The sequence below is a fragment of the Sporomusa malonica genome (genome assembly GCF_900176355.1).
GTDB classification, from domain to species: domain Bacteria; phylum Bacillota; class Negativicutes; order Sporomusales; family Sporomusaceae; genus Sporomusa; species Sporomusa malonica.
Genome location: NZ_FWXI01000005.1, coordinates 91808 through 111528, shown reverse-complemented (window position 1 = coordinate 111528; position 19721 = coordinate 91808). Strand labels below are relative to the sequence as shown.

The window sequence follows — 19721 nt, the reverse complement described above, 5'->3', positions numbered from 1 at the left end:
TCGTGAAAAAAGAAAACATTCTTATTCTTAAAGGAACAATTATTTTTACTCCGGACAGTGCGGGGTTTGAAGTTCGTCAAGATAGTTACCTTGTTGTACATAATGGCATCATCAGCGAAATTTATAAACAACTGCCCGCGGAGTATGCTGGATGCAGGATAATCGACCATGGTAATCGACTAATCATTCCTGGCTTTGTCGATCTGCATACCCACGCAGCACAGTTTAACCAAAGAGGTCTTGGATTAGACCTTGAGCTGTTGGACTGGCTGAATGAGTATACTTTTAAAGAGGAAGCCAAGTTCACGGATACAGGCTATGCAGCACAAGTATATGAAGCTTTTACCGAAGAGTTGATAAGACAGGGGACGACACGGGCCGTTCTATTTGCCACCATCCATAAAGACAGCAGCAACCTGCTTTGTGACATTTTGTCTAGAAGAGGACTGGGAGCTTATGTGGGAAAGGTCAATATGGACGTTAATTGTCCTGATTTCTTAAGAGAGGATACGCAACAATCTTTAAGAGATACCGAGGAATTTTTTGAAAGATGGAGTAGTACTTCGCTGGTAAACCCCATTATTACTCCCAGGTTTGCTCCGACCAGTACCGGTGAACTTCTTGCCGGCCTCGGCAAGCTGGCGGTTAAGTATAACGCGCCGGTTCAATCACATTTATCTGAGAACCCGGGTGAGGTAAAATGGGTGGCGGAGCTGTTTCCTGACCAATCGGACTATCATCAGGTATACAACCACTATGGATTATTCGGGCAGACACCAACCTTGATGGCTCACTGCATCTATTTAACGCAAGAGGCTATCGAGTGCATAAAAAGCAATCAGGTGGTAACTGTGCATTGCCCTGATTCCAATATAAACCTGGCAAGCGGAATTATGCCTGTCAGAAAATTGTTAAATGCAGCAGTGCAGGTTGGCCTGGGAAGTGATGTAGGAGCCGGACACTCTTTGTCGATGACGCAGGCTATGGTTAAAGCCATCCAACTGTCCAAAATAAACTATGTTTTCGATCATCAGTGCGATCCGTTGACGTTGTCTGAAGTCTTTTATATGGCAACAAAAGGAGGAGGGAAGTTTTTTGGCCGGGTAGGGAGTTTTGAAAAAGGTTATTCCTTTGATGCTCTGGTGATTGAGGATAATACGGAAATGGCACAAAAAGCTTCACCTGTTGAAAGATTGCAACGTTATATATATGCCTTGGATGCTTCTAACATAGTTGCCAGATACATTGCAGGGCAGGAGATACAAAGTAGAATATAGTAGATTCCTCCGAATGAAGTGGGGTTTTAAGACCAGCTATATGGCTGGTTTTTCCACATTTATAAACTCATATTGCATTTGTGAGTTTATAAATGTGATGTTATAATATATTCACAATAAGTTTGTGAGTTTACCGGTTTTACTACGTTCTTCACTCACACACAATTCTATGAGTACAAAACGTTAATCTCCAGAGGTGAATGAAAATGAATGTTGAAATTCGCAAAAATGGTACATTTTATTTAAAAAATAGCGTCTATAATCCCGAAACAAAACTCCCCAAAAATACATCTATTTATCTTGGCTCAAATCCCATACAGGCTAAGGAGAAGCTTAAATCGCTAACTGACAATTTAGAACTTCTCGCACAAATACCTGATATCCACCCCTATGAGATTGAACTTTATAAGGCAATCAAGCACCTGCAAAAATTGAACGGCTTGCAGACAGAAGGTATAACTAAACTTATTAAAGATTATTTAAACGAGCTGTTAAATGCAAAACAGTTTATAATTTCGGCACAGGAAGGGATTGTTGTTCCTACCGCCGATTGTCCTGGTTGCCGCTTTAATAAAGCAAATCAATGTGGCCATTTTAAACAAAATTTTACGAGTGGAAACGGGAAGTATAAAGACGGGAAGCCAATAAGATGCCTTGCCTATGAATTCGGGCAAAACAGACCGACTATCGGTTCAATTAAGTTTCCTCGCGACTTCAGAGCTCAATAAAGCATTTGCAAACATAAGTTCGAAATATCTACCGAACATACTTGCGCAGAACATATGTACGTGCTATAATAAATATGAATCGAACATAAGTTCAGTGAGGTGTTTATTATAATGAGAACCCTATTCATACTCTCCCTAGTTCTTGCTTTATTGACAATTACTCCCTTAGCCAGTTCGAGTGCCTTTTTCGGTTCTTTTTCCTATGAAACAGTCTATGTGAAACCAGGGGATACCGTTTGGAAAATTGCTGCTAACTACATCACAGACAAAGATGATATCAGAGAAAAGGTATTTGCTATCAGGCAATTAAATAAATTAAATAATAATGCGCAAGTGTATCCCGGGCAAGCCTTAAAGGTGCCGGTAAGTAGATAAAATAAGTATTCCAATATATAGCTGCCGAAAGGCAGCTTTTTTGCTTTTATTGCTACACTTTGGCTATCTGGTATAAATCTTTACTTATCTGCGCGATGAACGGCGAAAGGGTATCTGTATAATACAGGTACAAACGATGCAACGCCCGTGTGCAAATGGTATATAAGATATGACGGTCCTGCTCATGGCTGTAATTGACTAAGTCTGCATTCAGTACCAGTACGGCGTCAAATTCTAAGCCTTTTGCCAGATAGGAGGGAATAATAACGATGCCGTGATAGAAGTCATCTTCTTCCTTGGTTACAAGGGTAGATCTAACGGAATCTCCAAGCATGAGATATACAGCCATGGCTTGAGCTGCATTCTTGGCAATAAGTCCGATTGAGCGCCAGCCTTGATCCAACATAGACTGTACAGTTTCAGCAATAACCAACGCCATTTCCTGTGGGTTTTCCACTTGGGTAATAGTGGGCAGTGGGCCAGGACGATTAACAGACTGTACTTGCTTCGCATCAGGCAGTAATGACTGGCAGAAGGCTTGTATCTCTCTAGTCGAGCGGTAGCTTTTTGTCAGACGGAAAAGAAGTGTCTGCTCTCCACCGAGGATATAACCAGCCTCTGCAAAACTTGCCAACTCAAAAAAAGGTTGAACCAATTGCGCGGGGTCGCCGACTACTGTCCAAGAGCTGTGGGGAAACAGCTGCGCAAGTATCTTATAGTGAAGGGTTGTGTAATCCTGTGCTTCGTCTATTACAACATGTTTAATATCTGCTTTAACTGGAAAGCCTTGCAGTACACCCTGAAAGTACAGAAACGGCGCTATATCTTCATATGAAAGCAGTCCTTGGCATATAGATCTAAGCGTTTGGGTTTTAATTATTTGCCACTCATCGGGAATGGGTATTCCCGTTTTCAAATATAGTCTGTCATCTTTAAACATGCTTTTGAATTCGGATACAATATCTAGTGTAGTCAGTTGTTCAATTTGGTCAGTGATTGGCCGCAGCTCATCTCTAGCCTGGATTCTCGCCAATGCTTTTATGACTTTTTCGTTAACCTCCTCACCAGAGGCCGCCAATTTCTCCATTTTCTCCTGGCGGATAGCATGAACCAGATCACGCATTCGATTTTGCAAAATTGTTCTTATTTTTTCCAATCGTAATACCGGAGGCATCATGCAAAAGCTGCCAGTATAATAGTGCCGCCATTCGTCCTGACGGAAGATGGTTTCTCCCTGTACCATGAGGGCAGGATGTTCATTAATCCAGTCTGACGCCAACCACTCCAAATATCGGGTGAGTACCTGGGCAAACCTGCTTGAAGATTTGAACCTAATATTAGCCGCCCGTTTTCTACTGGGATTGGCCGCCAGCATGCGTTCTAGATAAACGGTACGGGTTTCAAACTGGAGGGGGATTTGTGCTGTTGACCGGGACACATAGTCCTGGAATGTCATTTGCAGAACATTCTCTTCGCCGATTTCCGGCAGGACGTTGGAGATATAATCACCAAAGACGTGATTAGGTGACAAAATAAGGACATTTTGAGCGGTTAGTTTTTCGCGGTCTTGATATAGCAAAAAGGCTACCCGATGCAAGGCGACCGACGTTTTACCGCTGCCAGCCGGGCCTTCAACAAATATCACTTTATGGGTTTGATCGCGGATAATCTGGTTTTGTTCGCGCTGTATGCTATTAACGATAGTGTGCATTTTGTCATCAGCACTTTTGCCTAGTATCTGTTGGAGGATTTCGTCATCAATCTTCAAATCAGAGTCAAACATATACTCTATCTGACCATCTACTATTTTATATTGACGTTTGAGTATAATAGCGCCTGCGATAGTTCCGGCAGGGCAGTGGTACGAGGCATGGCCCCGTCCGTAATCGTAAAACATACTGGATACCGGTGCGCGCCAGTCGTAAATGAGAAAGTCTCCTGTTTCAAGATCCGCCAAACTGCCAATACCAATATAGATTGGCTCTGCCTGGCAAAGGTCAGCTTCGGCAAAATCAATACGCCCAAAATAAGGAGACTTCTGCATTTTGCGCAGTTGGCCGACAGTCTGATGAACATGCGAAGACAGCGCCCGTTGTCTGTTCATAGTTTCGATAAGCTGCGCCTCGTCAGTGGAACTGCCGCCGCCTGCTTTCCAATATTCCTTCATAGTAGCCTGTAGTGAATGACGGTGTTTGTTAGACGTATGCTCACTTATTTCAATCTGCTGCCGCACCTGACAGAGTGTTTCTGCTAGTCTTGCTAGCTCAATTTGTTGTTCTTCTTGGTCCATGGGACCTCCTCATATGTATTGGGTTGTGCTTACGATTGTGCCTGAGTTTATATTGTTCATTACGTAGTCGCTCATTCATGGAAAAGGCTGTTAGCTAATTATAATATTTTAAAGGTTATGCTAGTACTTTATCGCAAAATAACATAGCGCCTACCAGGACAAACCTGATAGGCACTAGATTCTTTAATGATCGCTGTGGGCCATTAATCTTGCTACTTTATTGGCAAAGCTGATGGGATCTTCAGGAGTGATTCCTTCCAGCAATAAAGCTTGGCCATAGAGTAAATCGCAGTAGTCTTTAAAGGAGTCAGAATCAGGAGTTGCTTGATGCAATTTTTTTAACACCGCGAAGATTTCGTGTTCAGGGTTGAGTTCTAGAATCCTGTTGGCTTTATACATGTTTTTGTTCATTTCTGATAAAATCTGCTCCATTGAAAGGCTAATCCCAGCATCGTCGCTCACTAGACAAACGGCGCTGGATTTTAGGCGGCTGCTGATTTTGACATCTGAGACCTTACCGCTTAGATGCTCCTTGATAGCCTTAATAAGTGGCTCATTTTCCTTCGACAGTTCTTCAGAGTCCTTTTTAGTTTCAGGAGACGCAATATCGTCAAGCTCCAAACTACCGCGGCTAACTGACTGGAATTTTTTCTCTTTATACTCATGCAGGGCATCGATGGCAAATTCGTCAACCCGGTCAAAGAGGTAGATGACTTCAATGCCTTTTTCCCGCAGCAGTTCCATCTGCGGCAAACGCTCAACTGTGGAACGGTCTTTACCTGTGGCATAATAAATAACCTTTTGGTTTTCGGGCATCCGCTTAGTGTAGTCTTCCAGGCTGGTCAGTTCTTCTGCAGCATGAGATGAAGCGAATAGAAGTAAGTCTTTCAGCTTGTCCCGGCTGTGATAGTCAGCATATACGCCGGTTTTGATAGCTTTACCATACTCTTGCCAAAATTTCTCGTATTTTGCTCGATCTTTTGCCAGTAGATTCTCTAGTGTTTTTAAGACGCTTTTCTCCAGGTTTTTGCCAACTCGCTTTAATTGCTGGCTATGCTGAAGCAACTCTCTTGAAATGTTAAGGGAGAAGTCGGGAGAATCAACTAACCCCCGTACAAAACGTAAGTACTCTGGCAACAACTCCTGGCAGTTATCCATAATAAAAACATTTTTGGAGTAAAGCCTGATGCCTGCCGCAGACTCCCGCTGGTAGAAATCAAAGGGGGCATGGGCAGGAATAAATAACAGACTGGTGTATTCCACTGCACCTTCTACTTTAGAATGGATTATTTCCAACGGATCTTGCCAGTCTTGGAACAGATTTTTGTATAACTGATAATATTCTTCCTGAGTGATGTCGTTTTTGTTCTTGGTCCAGAGGGGGGTCATTGAGTTTAGGGTGCGAACTTCAATGGTCTGGGTGGGCGAGGCATCTTCGATAACTTTGCCATCGGCATCTAGCGGTTTTTCTTCCTTAACAAAGTTCATTTTAATAGGGTAACGAATATAGTCAGAGTATTTTTTTATTAAATTTTGCAGAATATAACGGTTTAGAAAATTTTCCTCAGGATGCTCGGAAGAGAGATACTCCTCTTTAAGGGTCAGGATAATGGTGGTGCCCCGGGTATCTTTGTCACACTCTTCTATGGTGTAGGTACCGTCGCCCTTCGACTCCCACCGGACGCCCTTAGACTGACCGGGGGCACGAGTGAGCAGCACCACTTTTTCAGCCACCATAAATGCCGAGTAGAAACCAACACCGAATTGACCAATTAATTCGGTATCAGCCGATGAGTTGGCAGCTTTTACTTTGTCAAGAAAGGCTTTTGTACCTGATTTGGCGATAGTGCCAATATTTTCGACGACTTCGTCAAAGGTCATACCCATACCGTTGTCTGAGATGGTTAGAGTATTGGTTGTTTCGTCAGGAAGGATAAAAATTTCAAAATCAGAGTTTCCCTCAAGTAAGGCGTGATTGGTTAGCGATTCAAACCTGATTTTGTCAATGGCGTCTGAGGCGTTAGAGATAAGTTCCCGAAGAAAAATTTCCCGGTTGGTGTAAATAGAGTGCACCATGAGATCCAGCAGCTGCTTGGTCTCGGCTTGAAATTCTCTTGTTTGTTTGCTAATTGCTTCTTGGCCCATTAAGAAACCTCCAATAATATCAGTAAAGTATCTTATTAGCACTCTAGACTATTGAGTGCTAACGCTATTTAAATGATAACTAAATTAGTCACTAAAATCAACTACCTTATAATACGAAAACGAAAAACAGCAACCGTAATTTTACCAATCATGTAAAACAACTCCTGCGTGGTGACTTTTACATAGTTTTTTTTGCAATCTTTGTTGTAAAAATTTAACATTGACATTGTTCTGAATGCCAGCTATAGTATACTTAATTAAATAATCACTCCTAATCGTAGGGGAGTAACTGCTAGATAACGTCAACATACGGTGCCTTATTGGCATCTGGCGCTATCGTTGGTAATTTACCAATAGTGAGACCTTCGGTATGTATTTTATGCGTACCTGAGGTCTCTTTTTATTTTGCACTGGGGGAGGGAGAAAGCTCTTTTTAAATATTTCTTAGCAGTTATACAGTCTGCTTTCATGGTGATACTAATAAAATGAAAAAATATAGGAGGCAACATAATGGAGTTTTTTGGCACAATTGGACCCGAGTGGTTTATGGCTTTAGGCAGCATACTTCTAATCAACCTGGTATTAAGTGGTGACAATGCCGTCATCATTGCACTAGCAAGCAAGAACCTTCCTCTCTCGCAGCGGAAGCAGGCAATCATGTGGGGGAGCCTTGGGGCAGTTATCTTACGAATCATTTTGACATTTGTGGCTGCATATCTTCTGGATATTCCATATCTGCAATTTGCTGGAGGTCTCGCGCTCTTATACATTGCAATCAGCCTGTTAAAACAAGATAGCACAGAAGGGGAATACGGCGAAGCCACATCCTACCGTGAAGCCATTAAAGTTATCTTATTCGCCGACCTCATCATGAGTCTCGACAATGTGTTGGCTCTGGCCGCCATCTCGCAGACTGTTCCATCAGGCAAATATGGCCTAATTACGGTTGGCCTTGCGACAAGCATCCCGTTAGTCGTATTCGGCGCTCAGATTCTAATGAAACTCATGGACCGTTTCCCGGCCATCATCTATATTGGAGCAGGCGTACTGGGCTATGCGGCAGCAGAGATGATCATCAGTGATAAAGCAGTTGGACCGTATGTTAGTGATTACGCACTATTCCTGGAGGTAGGTCTTTCTCTGGCAGTTGTTGTTGCCGGCTATCTCATGAATTCTCGCAGCGCTAAAGCCCCTAGTTAATAGCCCGAAGTGATTGATAGTTTACCCTAGTTATTATCTAGCTCCAATTATCGGGCTTTTTTAAACATCCAACATTTGTTGGGTGTTTAATTTTGCTCTTCTGGCTCGTCTCCGTCATATTGTCCTAATACCTTAATCGCCTCAGGTACTGGCAGCTGCTCTACATCTTTGAGTTTACGTTCGATGGCTCTGGTACGTACAGCGGCGGCGTCAAGTTGTTTGCTGGCTTGGTCAAGTTTTTCCTTTGTTTTAGTAAGTACGTCGCCAAACTTACCGAACTCTGTTTTAACAGCACCGAGAAGCGCCCAGACCTGGCTGGATCTTTTTTCAATGGCCAGTGTCCGAAAACCCATTTGAAGGCTGTTTAACAGTGCCGCCAGCGTTGTGGGGCCAGTGATATTAATTCGGTATTCTCGCTGCAAGCTGTCACACAAGCCAGGGCGACGTAACACTTCGGCATAAAGCCCCTCAACAGGCAGGAATAAAATTGCGAAGTCGGTCGTATTGGGTGGGTCGATGTACTTCTCTCTGATGGTTTTAGCTTCGTGACGAATTCGCGTTTCCAGGCTGGCGGCGGCGGCAGCTGCCAGTTCGGCATTTGCTTGTTCCTGCGCTTCTATGAGCCGCTGGTAATCCTCCATCGGAAACTTGGCGTCAATAGGCAGCCAGACAGCCGCATCGTCACTATCTTTCCCTGGCAGCTTAATAGCAAATTCTACCCGATCCTGGCTGCCGCGCTTTGTGGCCACATTGACTGCGTACTGTTCTGGTGTCAGTACCTGTTCCAAAAGGGAAGCCAGTTGCATTTCTCCCCAAATGCCGCGTGTTTTAATGTTGGATAGGACTTTCTTAAGGTCGCCAACACCGGACGCTAGTTGCTGCATTTCACCCAATCCTTTATGCACCTGTTCGAGGCGTTCGCTCACCAACTGGAAGGATTCACCAAGCCGTTTTTCTAGTGTTGCGTGCAGTTTTTCATCTACAGTTACTCTCATTTCGTCGAGTTTTTTTGTATTGTCGTTTTGAATGGCCATGAGTTTCATTTCAACTGTTTCGCGGAGCTTGTCAAGTTTCTGTTCATTCATTTGGGTAAGCTGGATGAATTTCTTGTCGTTTGCATTGGTAAAATTATGTAACTGCAGTGCTAATTCTTCGCGCAGCACTTTAGTATTAAAAGTCAGTTCCTGCCTGTTTTTCCCCAATTCATCCCGCAGCATAATCTCCAGGCGTTCCTGGTTGTAGGCCAACTGCTTAAACGGCGCTAAATCCGGTTGACCGGCTTTATTTACTTTTATCAGTAAAAGCAGGAGCAGGCCACCGTTAATGATGAGTAAAAGAAGATTAATTACAGCGAATATGTCGTTCATCAGATACACCGTCCTTGTTTTAGTTCAGTTCTCTCATATTCAAGACTGACGGTTCCAAACCCTTTTATTAGGCAGAATGCACTTCTAAGGGGTTAAATGAATAAAGAAGGAATTTTTTTGATATAAATAGAAAATAATACCATGATTAAGTTTATTACTACATGCGCTACTTGCATAGGAGGGTCTGGTATGTCCGATAAAGAGCAAATGATAAGCCAAACTATTGATAAGTATGAAAAGTATATTAATCCAGCCATGGCTAAGCTGTTCCGGTTTATGGGGCTGTCAACCATCGAGTGGGAGGCCCAGGGCAGTATCATTCGTGATATTGGAGGCAAAGAATATATCGATTGTCTGGGCGGCTATGGGGTATTCAACTTAGGACACCGCTATCCCGCGGTTGTTGAAGCTGTTAAAAGCCAGCTTGATTTGATGCCATTATCCAGTAAAGTATTATTTAATAAGCCCATGGCCGATTTGGCGGAGCTCATGGCAGAGATAACGCCTGGAGATCTGCAGTATAGTTTCTTTGTCAACAGCGGTACTGAAGCCGTTGAAGGCAGCCTCAAACTGGCCCGGGTACATACAGGGCGCAGCAAGATCGTGTCCACAACTAATTCTTTTCATGGCAAGACATTAGGAGCATTAAGTGCGACTGGACGGGAGATGTTCCGTGAACCGTTTCAGCCTCTTCTCTCTGGGTTCAGCCATGTTCCCTTCGGCGATATTGATTCCCTGCACCAGGCCGTAGATGGTGAGACTGCAGCCGTCATTATCGAACCGATTCAAGGTGAAGGCGGCATTATTGTTCCTCCAGAATCTTATCTACCGGCCGTACGCGAGATTTGCAATAAAACTGGCGCGCTGTTAATCTGCGATGAAGTGCAGTCTGGGTTAGGCCGCACCGGTAAGATGTTTGCCGTCGAACACTACGGTGTAGTACCTGACATTATGGCGACTGCAAAAGCATTAGGCGGCGGAGTTATGCCCATCGGTGCTTTTACGGCACGCCCCCAGATTTGGGATAAGTATATTACTAGCCCATTTTTGCATACCTCAACCTTTGGCGGCAACCCGTTGGCCTGCGTTGCCGCAATCGCCGCCATCAATGTTATCCGGAATGGGGGGCTCGCTCAGCAAGCCGAGAAGAGCGGCCACTATTTTATCGGTAAACTGATCGAATTAAACAAGGCGTATCCTGATGTCATCAGGGAAGTGCGTGGCAAGGGTCTCATGATTGGCATTGAACTGACCAAGGAAGGCATTGGTGGCTTAATCTTGTCAGAAATGATTGATCAGGGTGTGCTTATTGCCTACACGCTCAATAATCCCAAGGTCATCAGAATTGAGCCGCCACTTATTATCGAGCAGCAGCAGATCGACTATGTCATAAAGGCCTTGGCAGGCGCGCTGGAGAAAGCAAGAGATATCCTGGAAGACCTATAATCTTGAGCAGTTGTTATCTGAAAATAGGACAGGAGGAAATAAAAGATGCCATACGTAGAAGTCACACTGCCGGTAAATGCTGACCGCAGCAAAATTTATCCCATTTTAAAAGATATGGAAAAATACCCAGAGTTTATGGCAGATTTGATTAGCGTTGAGGTGCTTGAGCGCAAAGACAAGACCACACTGACCAAATGGGTATCCAATGTAGACGGCCGGATCATCAAGTGGACTGAGCTGGATACCTTTGACGACGTCAACATGCATATTAGCTACAAACAGACTGAAGGCGATCTCAAGAAATTTGAGGGAGAATGGATATTAACATCGATTGAGGGTGGCACTGAAATAAAACTAACCGTAGATTTTGAGTTTGGTATTCCGATGATTGCGGGATTGCTCAATCCCATTCTTAAGAAGAAGGTACGGGACAACAGTATGAATATGTTGACCGCCATCAAGGAACGCATGGAAAATCGGGCGTAAATGGCGGTTGTTAATTATAAGTAAATCACTTATAATTAATTATAGATTCGGAAAGAGGAATGGAGGAGCGATGTCATCTTTAGCTAGTGTGTAGTTACTTAAGACTGTAATGTTTAATATTATAGAGGCAATATGCCATGGAGGTGTCTTAATGAACACGCTAAAGACTACGATTTTACTTGCTGCGTTGACAGGGTTGCTGGTTGCGGTAGGTGCCTTTTTTGGTGGCACCAAAGGCATGACGTTTATGTTTGTTATCTCAATTCTGATGAACTTTGGCAGCTATTGGTTCAGTGATAAAATTGTCCTTAAAATGTACGGTGCACAAGAGGTTACACCGCAAGATGCGCCTGACTTAATCCGGATGGTAAGCAACTTGGCCCAAAAAGCCAAAATGCCTATGCCTAAGGTGTATATTATCAATACCGAAGTGCCTAACGCGTTTGCTACCGGCCGTGACCCCGAGCATGGTGTTGTGGCTGTAACAACCGGGATCATGCGTGCGCTCAATTATGAAGAACTTGAAGGCGTTGTCGCCCACGAACTTGCGCATATTAAAAATCGCGATACCCTGATTAGCACTATTGTCGCCAGTGTAGCCGGTGTTATCACTATGATCGCTAACATTGCGCAATGGTCAGCCTTTCTGGGTTTTGGCCGCAGTGATGACGAAGAGGGCGGCATCGGCGGTATTGTCGAGTTTATCTTCCTCGTAGTCCTGGCACCGCTGGCAGCTACACTGATTCAACTTGGTGTTTCGCGTTCACGTGAATACCTGGCTGACCAAACAGGTGGTACAGTGTCCGGTAACCCACTGGCTTTAGCCAGCGCCCTCAAAAAAATCGAATACTATGCCAAACATCAGGTAATGCCTGAAGCCACGCCGGCTACTTCGCACCTCTTTATTGTCAATCCGTTCAGCGGTGCAGGCGGCATGATTGTCAGCCTGTTCAGCACCCATCCGGCAACAGCTGACCGTGTGGCCAAACTTGAGGAACAGGCAAGGAAAGTGCGTTAAAAGATAATCGTTGGACAAACTATTAACATCATTGAAAATCCCTCTGAAATTTGTATTCAGAGGGATTTTTTGCAGGATATGAGCAGACATGTATGGAAAAAATATACGAGCTTCTAATTCAAGTATTATAAAGAAAACACGGCTTGCGCCGAGTCTTTGGCGACAGCGGAAGTCGATGTTGCCTTATCCAGACGGAAAGTTATACTTTCTAACAGGATGAATAAACTCACGTTGGTAAGGCAAACGAACGGTAGTTGTGAGTGTAAAAAAGGAGTTGATGCAAATTGGGAGCCAATATTTTTTCGTATAAAGGACTCAATCCCCAGATTGACAACACTGTATTTCTTGCCGCAGGGGCAAGAATCATTGGGGATGTCTCCATTAGTACAAACGCCAGCATTTGGTTTAACGCTGTTATCCGTGGCGACGTCCAACCTATTAAAATTGGTCAATATACCAATATTCAGGATAATTGCACTGTGCACGTCTGGTACGATTTCCCCACTACTATTGGCGAATATGTGACTGTGGGCCACGGGGCCATTCTCCATGGCTGTACAATTGGCAGCAACTGCCTAATAGGCATGGGAGCAGTCATTTTAAACTACGCTGAAATCGGCGAGAACTGCATTATTGGTGCAGGCACTCTTATTCCAGAGCGAAAAAAAATTTCGCCAAATTCACTTGTCATGGGATCACCTGGCAAGGTTATCCGTGAAGTTACTCAACAAGAAATTGAATCCATTCGGCAATCTGCACTGGTCTATGCCCAGGATGCCTATTGCTATTTGGAATGAGGACTTCTATGAGTAATATATCTGAAAATACACTGGTTCTATTAAAACCAGATACCGTCCTGAGAAAGCTTTGCGGCGAAATCCTTAGCCGGTTTGAGCGAAAAGGTCTTACGTTAACCGCACTTAAGATGCTCAAGCTGACACCCGAAATGGCTGCCGAACATTACCGTGAGCATATTGGCAAGCCCTTCTACCCAGATCTTGTTGAATTTATTACATCCGGCCCCATAGTCGCTCTGGTGCTGACAGGACCGAACGCCATAAAAACGGTCAGAACTATGATGGGCCCGACTAATCCTGTTGACGCCCCGCCGGGAACCATTCGCGGCGACTATGCTACAGTTATGTCTAATAATATTGTGCATGGCTCTGACAGCCTAACCAGCGCCCAACGTGAAATCGCTATTTATTTTACTGACCAGGAAATGTTTTAATATCCACTTTGGAGGAGGACTGCAATGAGTAAAGTATATACTAAAACCGGCGACAAAGGGACGACCGGACTCCTAACTGGTGAACGGGTCAAGAAAACTGGCGCCAGGGTAGAAGCCTATGGTACTGTTGACGAAGTAAACTCAGCCTTAGGGCTGGCACGAGCCAACTGCACCAAACCTGAAGTGAAAGAAGCAATATTTAAACTGCAAAAACTCCTTATGCTGTTTATGGCCGATTTGGCCAGCGCAGGTGGGAAAACGCAGTATGTCACAGAAGATCATGTAACATCCCTGGAACAACTGATCGACGAATTTGATGCCAAGCTGCCGCCATTAAAGAACTTTATTGTGCCTGGTGACACAGTAGGGGCGGCTGCTCTTGATTTGGCGCGCACTGTTACTAGGCGGTCCGAACGCCAGACGCTGAGGCTCAAAGAAGAAGCAGAAGATGAGATAAACGAGAATCTGCTGATTGGCTTAAACCGCTTGTCTGATTTGTGTTTTGTATTGTCCCGTTTTGAATCAGAAAACAGCAAGCAGATTTGAGGGTGTAAATAAATTTGCTGAAGTTGGGAGATATAGCACAACTTTGCGTAACCCGCATAAACTATATCGATAGCTTAAGAGTGCGATAGCATTTACAATAGCTAAAATGAGGGGGCGAGCATAGTGAACTTCCGCTTCTATGTCATGTCACTGCCTGGACCGCTGCGTAAACTGATGCGTATGTTGTTGAAAGTATAATACGCTATACATACAAAAAGAGCTATTGTGAACAATAGCTCTTTTTGTATGTATAAGTAACACAGTTTGCCTAAAAAAATTTTCCTTATTGCATATTTTCTGGGAAAATTTTATAAGTATGGAATAAATAGTTCCAATTATGCTCATTTTAAATTAAACAAAATAGACGGAAAAGAAGGAATATTTACAGTAAACAGAGAATTAAAAAAGTAATATGTCAGTAATGAAATTAACCATACCACAACAGGAGGGGACTAGCCATGAAAGAGTACAAGAGCGACAAGTTAAGAAATGTTGGAATTGTAGCCCACGGAGGAGCCGGCAAGACATCCTTGACAGAAGCCATGTTATTTAATTCTGGCGCGGTAAACCGTCTAGGACGTGTTGATGATGGTTCGGCAACAACTGACTTTGAACCGGAAGAAGTTAAACGCAAGGTTACCATTAGTACAGCGTTGGCCCCTTGTGAATGGCACGATCATAAGATAAATTTTGTGGATACTCCCGGCTACGCCGATTTCGTAGCCGAGGTAAAGGGCGCTCTGCGAGCTGTCGACAGTGCGCTCATTGTGCTGTGCGCCGCCTCCGGCGTCGAGGTGGAAACCGAAAAAGTATGGAATTATGCTGCTGAATTGGGCTTGCCACGCATAGGTTTTGTTAATAAAATGGACCGGGAAAACGCCGACTTTTATAGTGTTGTCGAAAGTATGAAAGAAAAATTCGGCAACGGCGTTGTCCCGGTTCAATTGCCGATTGGCGCTCAAGAAAGCTTTACAGGCATTGTGGATGTACTTAAAATGAAAGCCTATTTATCTAAGAAAAATGCGAAAGAGTACACTGAAGCCGACATTCCCGCCGATATGCTCGAAAGATGTGAAGAAGCACGGATGGCGCTTATCGAAGCTGCCGCCGAAGGCAATGACGAACTTTTAACCAAGTACCTTGAAGGGGAAGAATTGAGCGACGAAGAAGTGAGAGCCGGATTATTGACTGCCATTGCCCAAGCCAAGGTATTTCCAGTGCTCTGTGGCTCAGCCGTCAAAAACATAGGCATCCCGCAGGCGCTGGATTCTATTGTCAGCTTTCTTCCGGCCCCTGGCACAAGCTCAGTTATCGGATATCATCCTGTAACCAAAGATCCGGTAGAAAGAAATTCCTCTGACCCATTTTCCGCCATGGTATTTAAGACTACGGCAGACCCCTTTGTTGGCCGTCTCAGTTATATCCGCTTATTCTCAGGCAGCATGAAGCCTGACAGCACACTGTATAACGCCACCAAGGAAAAATCCGAACGCGTCGGCACAATTTTTACACTTCGCGGTAAACAGCAAGACCCCGTGACTGCCGTGCATGCTGGTGATATTGTTGTAGTGGCTAAGCTTCAGGAAACAGGCACGGGTGATTCACTCTGCGATAAAGATAAACCGATTATGTTTGAGCCAATTTCATACCCTAAACCTATGTTTGTCAGAACTATTGAGGCAAGAAACAAAGGTGACGAGGATAAGATTGGCCAGGCATTAGCTCGACTCATGGACGAAGATCCCACCTTCAAAGTACGTAAAGATGTAGAAACCCATCAGTTACTCATCTCAGGTATGGGTGAACTACATTTGGATATTATGTCCGAGCGCATGAAACGCAAGTTTGGTGTCGAAACGCTGCTAGCCAACCCTAAAGTGCCTTACCGCGAGACCATCCGCGGCTCAGCTAAAGTCGAAGGCAAACACAAAAAACAGAGTGGCGGTCACGGCCAATATGGTCATGTATGGCTGCAGCTTGATCCGCTGGCACCAGGCGCCGAATTTGAATTTGTTGACTCCATCTTCGGCGGCTCAGTTCCACGCCAGTATATCCCAGCTGTCGAAAAAGGGGTTAGAGATGCGTTAGCTGGCGGCCTGCTTGCTGGCTACCCCATGGTTGATGTCAAAGTCACCCTGACTGACGGTTCATATCACACAGTTGACTCATCAGAAATGGCTTTTAAAATCGCCAGTGGCATGGCACTGCGCAAAGGTGTGCTGCAAGCCAAACCTGTGCTTCTTGAGCCAATCTATTCAATAGAAGTCCTTGTACCCGAATCATATATGGGTGACGTCATCGGCGATTTAAATACCAAACGTGGCCGAATTCAAGGCATGGAACCTATCGGTGGCGGCTTAGGCCGGGTTAAAGCCCAAGTACCGCTGGCCGAAATGTTCCGCTACAGCATTGACCTTCGCTCCATTACCCAGGGCAGAGGCTCATTTGACATGAACTTCTCACACTATGAAGACGTGCCGCAGCGCATTGCTGAGTCAATTATTGCTAGTGCTAAGAAAGATAAAGTAGAAGAAGCGTAAAAATAGGACATGTAAAAAGCCTTGGTCTGCTCAGTTCAGGTAGCAGGTTACCAAGGCTTTTACTATTTTACTGTCTCTTTTATATTAATAACTTATTGTATACTTTTACTGTTTGTTATATATTTTAAGTAAAATAGGAGTATCATTATAAAGAAAACACGGCTTGCGCCGAGCCTTTGGCGACGGTGGAAGTCGATGTTGCCCTTATCCAGACGGAAAGTTATACTTTCTAACAGGATAATAATAAACAATAGTCTTACACGGAGGTTCTAAAAAATGGGAGACTTTGTGTTAAAACACAGCACAAACGGCGTTTGGTTTGGGGAATTCACCATTTTATCTGCAAAAGGTATTAAGCACGGTATATCAACACGACTAGGTGGGCAAAGCACTCTGCCCTTTGCCAGTCTCAACCTGGGACTGCATATTGGCGATGATGCCGATGCAGCATGGAAAAACAGGCAGGCTTTTTGCCACGCCGTAGGACTGCCCGCAGAAAAAGTTATCACCGCCGAGCAAGTACATGGCGATATGATACAGAAAGTATTTTTACAGGATGCCGGGCGTGGTGCTCAGCATTATCATGAATCGATTAAAGGTACAGATGCTCTTATCACCAATGTGCCAGACTTACCACTCATGCTGTTCTTTGCCGACTGTGTGCCTGTAATAATTTTTGACCCAGTAGGCAAAGCCATTGGTATCAGCCATGCTGGTTGGAAAGGTACCGTTGCTAAAATCGGGCAAAAGACCGTGCTTGCCATGCAGGAGCAGTATAACACCAATCCGGCCGACTGCCTGGTGGGGATTGGCCCATCCATCGGCCCTTGTTGCTATGAAGTAGATGGGTTTGTAATCGAAAAGCTGCAGGCAAGCTTTCACAACTGGGAAGAGCTAGTTACTCCGAGCGGCGACCACTGGCAGCTCAACCTATGGGAAGCTAATCGTCAGCAGCTTAGAGAAATTGGAATTGCGGACGACAATATAAGTGTTAGTGGCATATGTACTGCCTGTAACACTCAAATTTTTTATTCTCACCGTGCTGAAGCCGGCCGTACAGGTCGCATCGGTGCAATTATTGCTCTATAGATAATGTGTAACTTATAGTTTGATGGAAGAACATCTTTGTTCTTGAAATTATTACAATAGACCATTATAATAAAAGAAACGTCAAATATCTGACACAGCAAAGACGCTGCTGTCTCCTCATCAGGAGACACTGCGTCTTTTTGCCTATAAGGAGGTGGTACTACGTGCAATCATTACGCGTAGAAGATGTTGTTGCGAACAGACTCATTCTAATGGACCCCTTATTACCGGTTGCTGATGTTGCCGCTCATATCGGCGGTGATAATCAGGCCGCCGTCATCGTGTGGGCTGGTAATAACTTGGGCTATATTACCGCTAAGCAACTACAACGTACCGGAAGTTATGCGCAGGATATTGCCTTGTTCGATGCTGTTATCAAACCAATCACCCAGTTGTCGCTATTGCTTGACAGTCCGCCTGCTGAACTTTTAACCCAGGCTATATTATTTGAAGCTGAGGGTAAAGTAGTAGCACTCAGTACGCCCGAACTAGTATTTGCCGCGTTGCTTGCCAAACATTATCTTCAGCAAACACAAATGGCAGCTGTGCTGGACACTGTCGGCGAAGCGGTGTGTGTTATCGATAAAGCCAATCAGGTTGTTATCTGGAATAAACGTGCCGAAAAACTATATGGTATTGTGGCTGGAGAAATACTAGGTAACCGCATTGATAATTTTTTCACAAACTTATTAGTGAAACAAGTAGCTGCTGAGCAACTAACTGTCAAAGATCAATATCATAAACCCTGTTCTAATACGCATGTACTTATTAATGCTGCTCCTATCCTGCTAGAGGGAAAGGTTGTTGGCGGAGTGTGCGCCGAACGTGACATTACGGAGGTTGTAAACCTTAATCAGGAACTCTCGCGAACCAGCCGGAAAGTGCAGTCACTAGAAAACGAAATTGATAAAATTAACACAGGCACTGACGCCTTTGCCAGTGTCAGCGGTCATAGCGCCGGCATACTGGCAGCCGTCGGTATGGCCAGGCGGGTCGCGTCCACCAATGTGCCACTGTTACTCCGCGGTGAAAGCGGCACAGGTAAAGAAGTATTTGCCCGCGCAGTACATATTGCCAGTGGACGAAAAGGTAGGTTTATTGAGATTAACTGTGGCGCTATTCCAGCTAGCCTGTTTGAGAGCGAGCTGTTCGGATACCATTCCGGAGCCTTCACCGGCGCTGATAGAAAAGGGAAAGCCGGTTTAGTTGAACTTGCTGACGGCGGAACACTCTTTCTTGACGAAATTGGGGAAATGCCGAAAGAAATGCAAGTAAAATTACTTAGAGTATTACAGGAAAAGAAGTTTTACCGGGTGGGCGGCGATAAACCGGTACAAGTGGATGTTCGCATCATTTCGGCGACACACCGTGATCTGGAAGATATGATTGCCAGCGGCGATTTTCGCGATGACTTGTATTATCGACTTAATGTAGTCTCGTTACAATTGCCGCCCTTACGCTCGAGACGAGAGGATATCCCCGAGCTAGTCTATCGGGGACTTAAACATTTTAGCGCCCTTCACAATCCGGATGCAGCCATTAATAAAGTAGAACCAGCTCTCATGGCCGCGTTTTTAGAGTATGATTGGCCGGGAAATGTTCGCGAGCTCAACAATATTTTAGAACGCCTGGTTATTCTTGCTGACAGCGATACCCTAACAACAGGCAGCCTGCCAACCAACTTCAAAGCCGGATATCACCACAACAAAACTATCGACACTGCCGGACTGACAACAATCCCTGAACTGACAACACTTGAACGCGATCTAATTGAGCAGACCCTTAAAGAGGCCAACTTCAACAAAGCAATAGCCGCTAAAAAACTTGGAATTCCCCGCAGTACTCTATATTATAAAATGCGTCAACTTAATCTCGCTCTCGACAATGTCAATTTATTGACGTCAACGTCCAAAAATTGACACTAGAAGAGGGCTTAAATGGACCACAAAGAGTACTTCTAAGCTGCGAATTCGTCTTGCTCTT

General features: G+C 44.5%; 16 protein-coding genes. 13 read left to right on the top strand and 3 right to left on the bottom strand.

Annotated features, from left to right (window positions below):
- The first annotated feature begins 2 nt into the window (after window positions 1-2).
- From guaD to B9A22_RS07240, 3 genes are all read left to right on the top strand, one after another.
- Entirely contained in the window at window positions 3-1277 is a 1275-nt protein-coding gene (guaD, locus tag B9A22_RS07250) for a guanine deaminase (RefSeq protein ID WP_084575057.1), read from the top strand.
- A gap of 206 nt (window positions 1278-1483) precedes the next feature.
- Window positions 1484-2005, top strand: coding sequence for a hypothetical protein (locus B9A22_RS07245; RefSeq protein WP_084575056.1), 522 nt, complete (start codon window positions 1484-1486; stop codon window positions 2003-2005).
- Window positions 2006-2116: 111 nt separating this feature from the next.
- Window positions 2117-2380, top strand: coding sequence for a LysM peptidoglycan-binding domain-containing protein (locus tag B9A22_RS07240; RefSeq protein WP_084575055.1), 264 nt, complete (start codon window positions 2117-2119; stop codon window positions 2378-2380).
- Window positions 2381-2432: 52 nt separating this feature from the next.
- On the opposite strand, the gene B9A22_RS07235 is transcribed toward B9A22_RS07240, so the two are convergent.
- Together B9A22_RS07235 and htpG are read right to left on the bottom strand one after the other, a co-directional pair.
- Window positions 2433-4670 carry a HelD family protein gene (locus B9A22_RS07235; protein ID WP_084575054.1) on the bottom strand — a complete coding sequence of 746 codons (2238 nt, stop codon included), beginning with the start codon at window positions 4668-4670 and terminating at the stop codon, window positions 2433-2435.
- Window positions 4671-4853: 183 nt separating this feature from the next.
- A complete protein-coding gene (htpG, locus tag B9A22_RS07230) occupies window positions 4854-6815 on the bottom strand; it encodes a molecular chaperone HtpG (RefSeq protein WP_084575053.1) in 1962 nt (653 codons plus the stop codon).
- 510 nt (window positions 6816-7325) lie between these two features.
- On the opposite strand from htpG, the gene B9A22_RS07225 reads away from it, so the two are divergent.
- Window positions 7326-8015: a TerC family protein gene (locus B9A22_RS07225; RefSeq protein WP_084575052.1), complete on the top strand. Its 690-nt coding sequence runs from the start codon at window positions 7326-7328 to the stop codon at window positions 8013-8015.
- 86 nt (window positions 8016-8101) lie between these two features.
- Here the strand turns inward: B9A22_RS07225 and B9A22_RS07220 are convergent, their stop codons facing one another.
- Window positions 8102-9382: a DNA recombination protein RmuC gene (locus B9A22_RS07220; protein WP_084575051.1), complete on the bottom strand. Its 1281-nt coding sequence runs from the start codon at window positions 9380-9382 to the stop codon at window positions 8102-8104.
- 189 nt (window positions 9383-9571) lie between these two features.
- Here B9A22_RS07220 and B9A22_RS07215 point away from each other — a divergent pair, with 189 nt between their 5' ends.
- From B9A22_RS07215 to B9A22_RS07175, 9 genes are all read left to right on the top strand, one after another.
- The gene (locus tag B9A22_RS07215; RefSeq protein WP_084575050.1) at window positions 9572-10828 is read left to right on the top strand and encodes an aminotransferase class III-fold pyridoxal phosphate-dependent enzyme; all 1257 of its coding nucleotides are present in this window, start codon (window positions 9572-9574) and stop codon (window positions 10826-10828) included.
- A 45-nt stretch (window positions 10829-10873) separates the two neighbouring features.
- Window positions 10874-11314: a type II toxin-antitoxin system RatA family toxin gene (locus tag B9A22_RS07210; protein WP_084575049.1), complete on the top strand. Its 441-nt coding sequence runs from the start codon at window positions 10874-10876 to the stop codon at window positions 11312-11314.
- A gap of 151 nt (window positions 11315-11465) precedes the next feature.
- Window positions 11466-12332 carry a zinc metalloprotease HtpX gene (htpX, locus tag B9A22_RS07205; RefSeq protein ID WP_084575048.1) on the top strand — a complete coding sequence of 289 codons (867 nt, stop codon included), beginning with the start codon at window positions 11466-11468 and terminating at the stop codon, window positions 12330-12332.
- 284 nt (window positions 12333-12616) lie between these two features.
- The gene (locus tag B9A22_RS07200; protein WP_084575047.1) at window positions 12617-13129 is read left to right on the top strand and encodes a gamma carbonic anhydrase family protein; all 513 of its coding nucleotides are present in this window, start codon (window positions 12617-12619) and stop codon (window positions 13127-13129) included.
- Between the two features lie 8 nt (window positions 13130-13137).
- Window positions 13138-13563 carry a nucleoside-diphosphate kinase gene (gene ndk, locus B9A22_RS07195; RefSeq protein WP_139796195.1) on the top strand — a complete coding sequence of 142 codons (426 nt, stop codon included), beginning with the start codon at window positions 13138-13140 and terminating at the stop codon, window positions 13561-13563.
- A 24-nt stretch (window positions 13564-13587) separates the two neighbouring features.
- On the top strand, window positions 13588-14109 hold the full coding sequence (locus B9A22_RS07190; RefSeq protein ID WP_084575045.1) for a cob(I)yrinic acid a,c-diamide adenosyltransferase: 522 nt from the start codon (window positions 13588-13590) through the stop codon (window positions 14107-14109).
- A gap of 458 nt (window positions 14110-14567) precedes the next feature.
- The gene (fusA, locus tag B9A22_RS07185; RefSeq protein ID WP_084575044.1) at window positions 14568-16649 is read left to right on the top strand and encodes an elongation factor G; all 2082 of its coding nucleotides are present in this window, start codon (window positions 14568-14570) and stop codon (window positions 16647-16649) included.
- A 276-nt stretch (window positions 16650-16925) separates the two neighbouring features.
- Window positions 16926-17738, top strand: coding sequence for a peptidoglycan editing factor PgeF (gene pgeF, locus B9A22_RS07180; RefSeq protein ID WP_084575043.1), 813 nt, complete (start codon window positions 16926-16928; stop codon window positions 17736-17738).
- A 164-nt stretch (window positions 17739-17902) separates the two neighbouring features.
- Window positions 17903-19657 carry a sigma-54 interaction domain-containing protein gene (locus B9A22_RS07175; protein WP_245823866.1) on the top strand — a complete coding sequence of 585 codons (1755 nt, stop codon included), beginning with the start codon at window positions 17903-17905 and terminating at the stop codon, window positions 19655-19657.
- The last annotated feature ends 64 nt before the right edge of the window (window positions 19658-19721 follow it).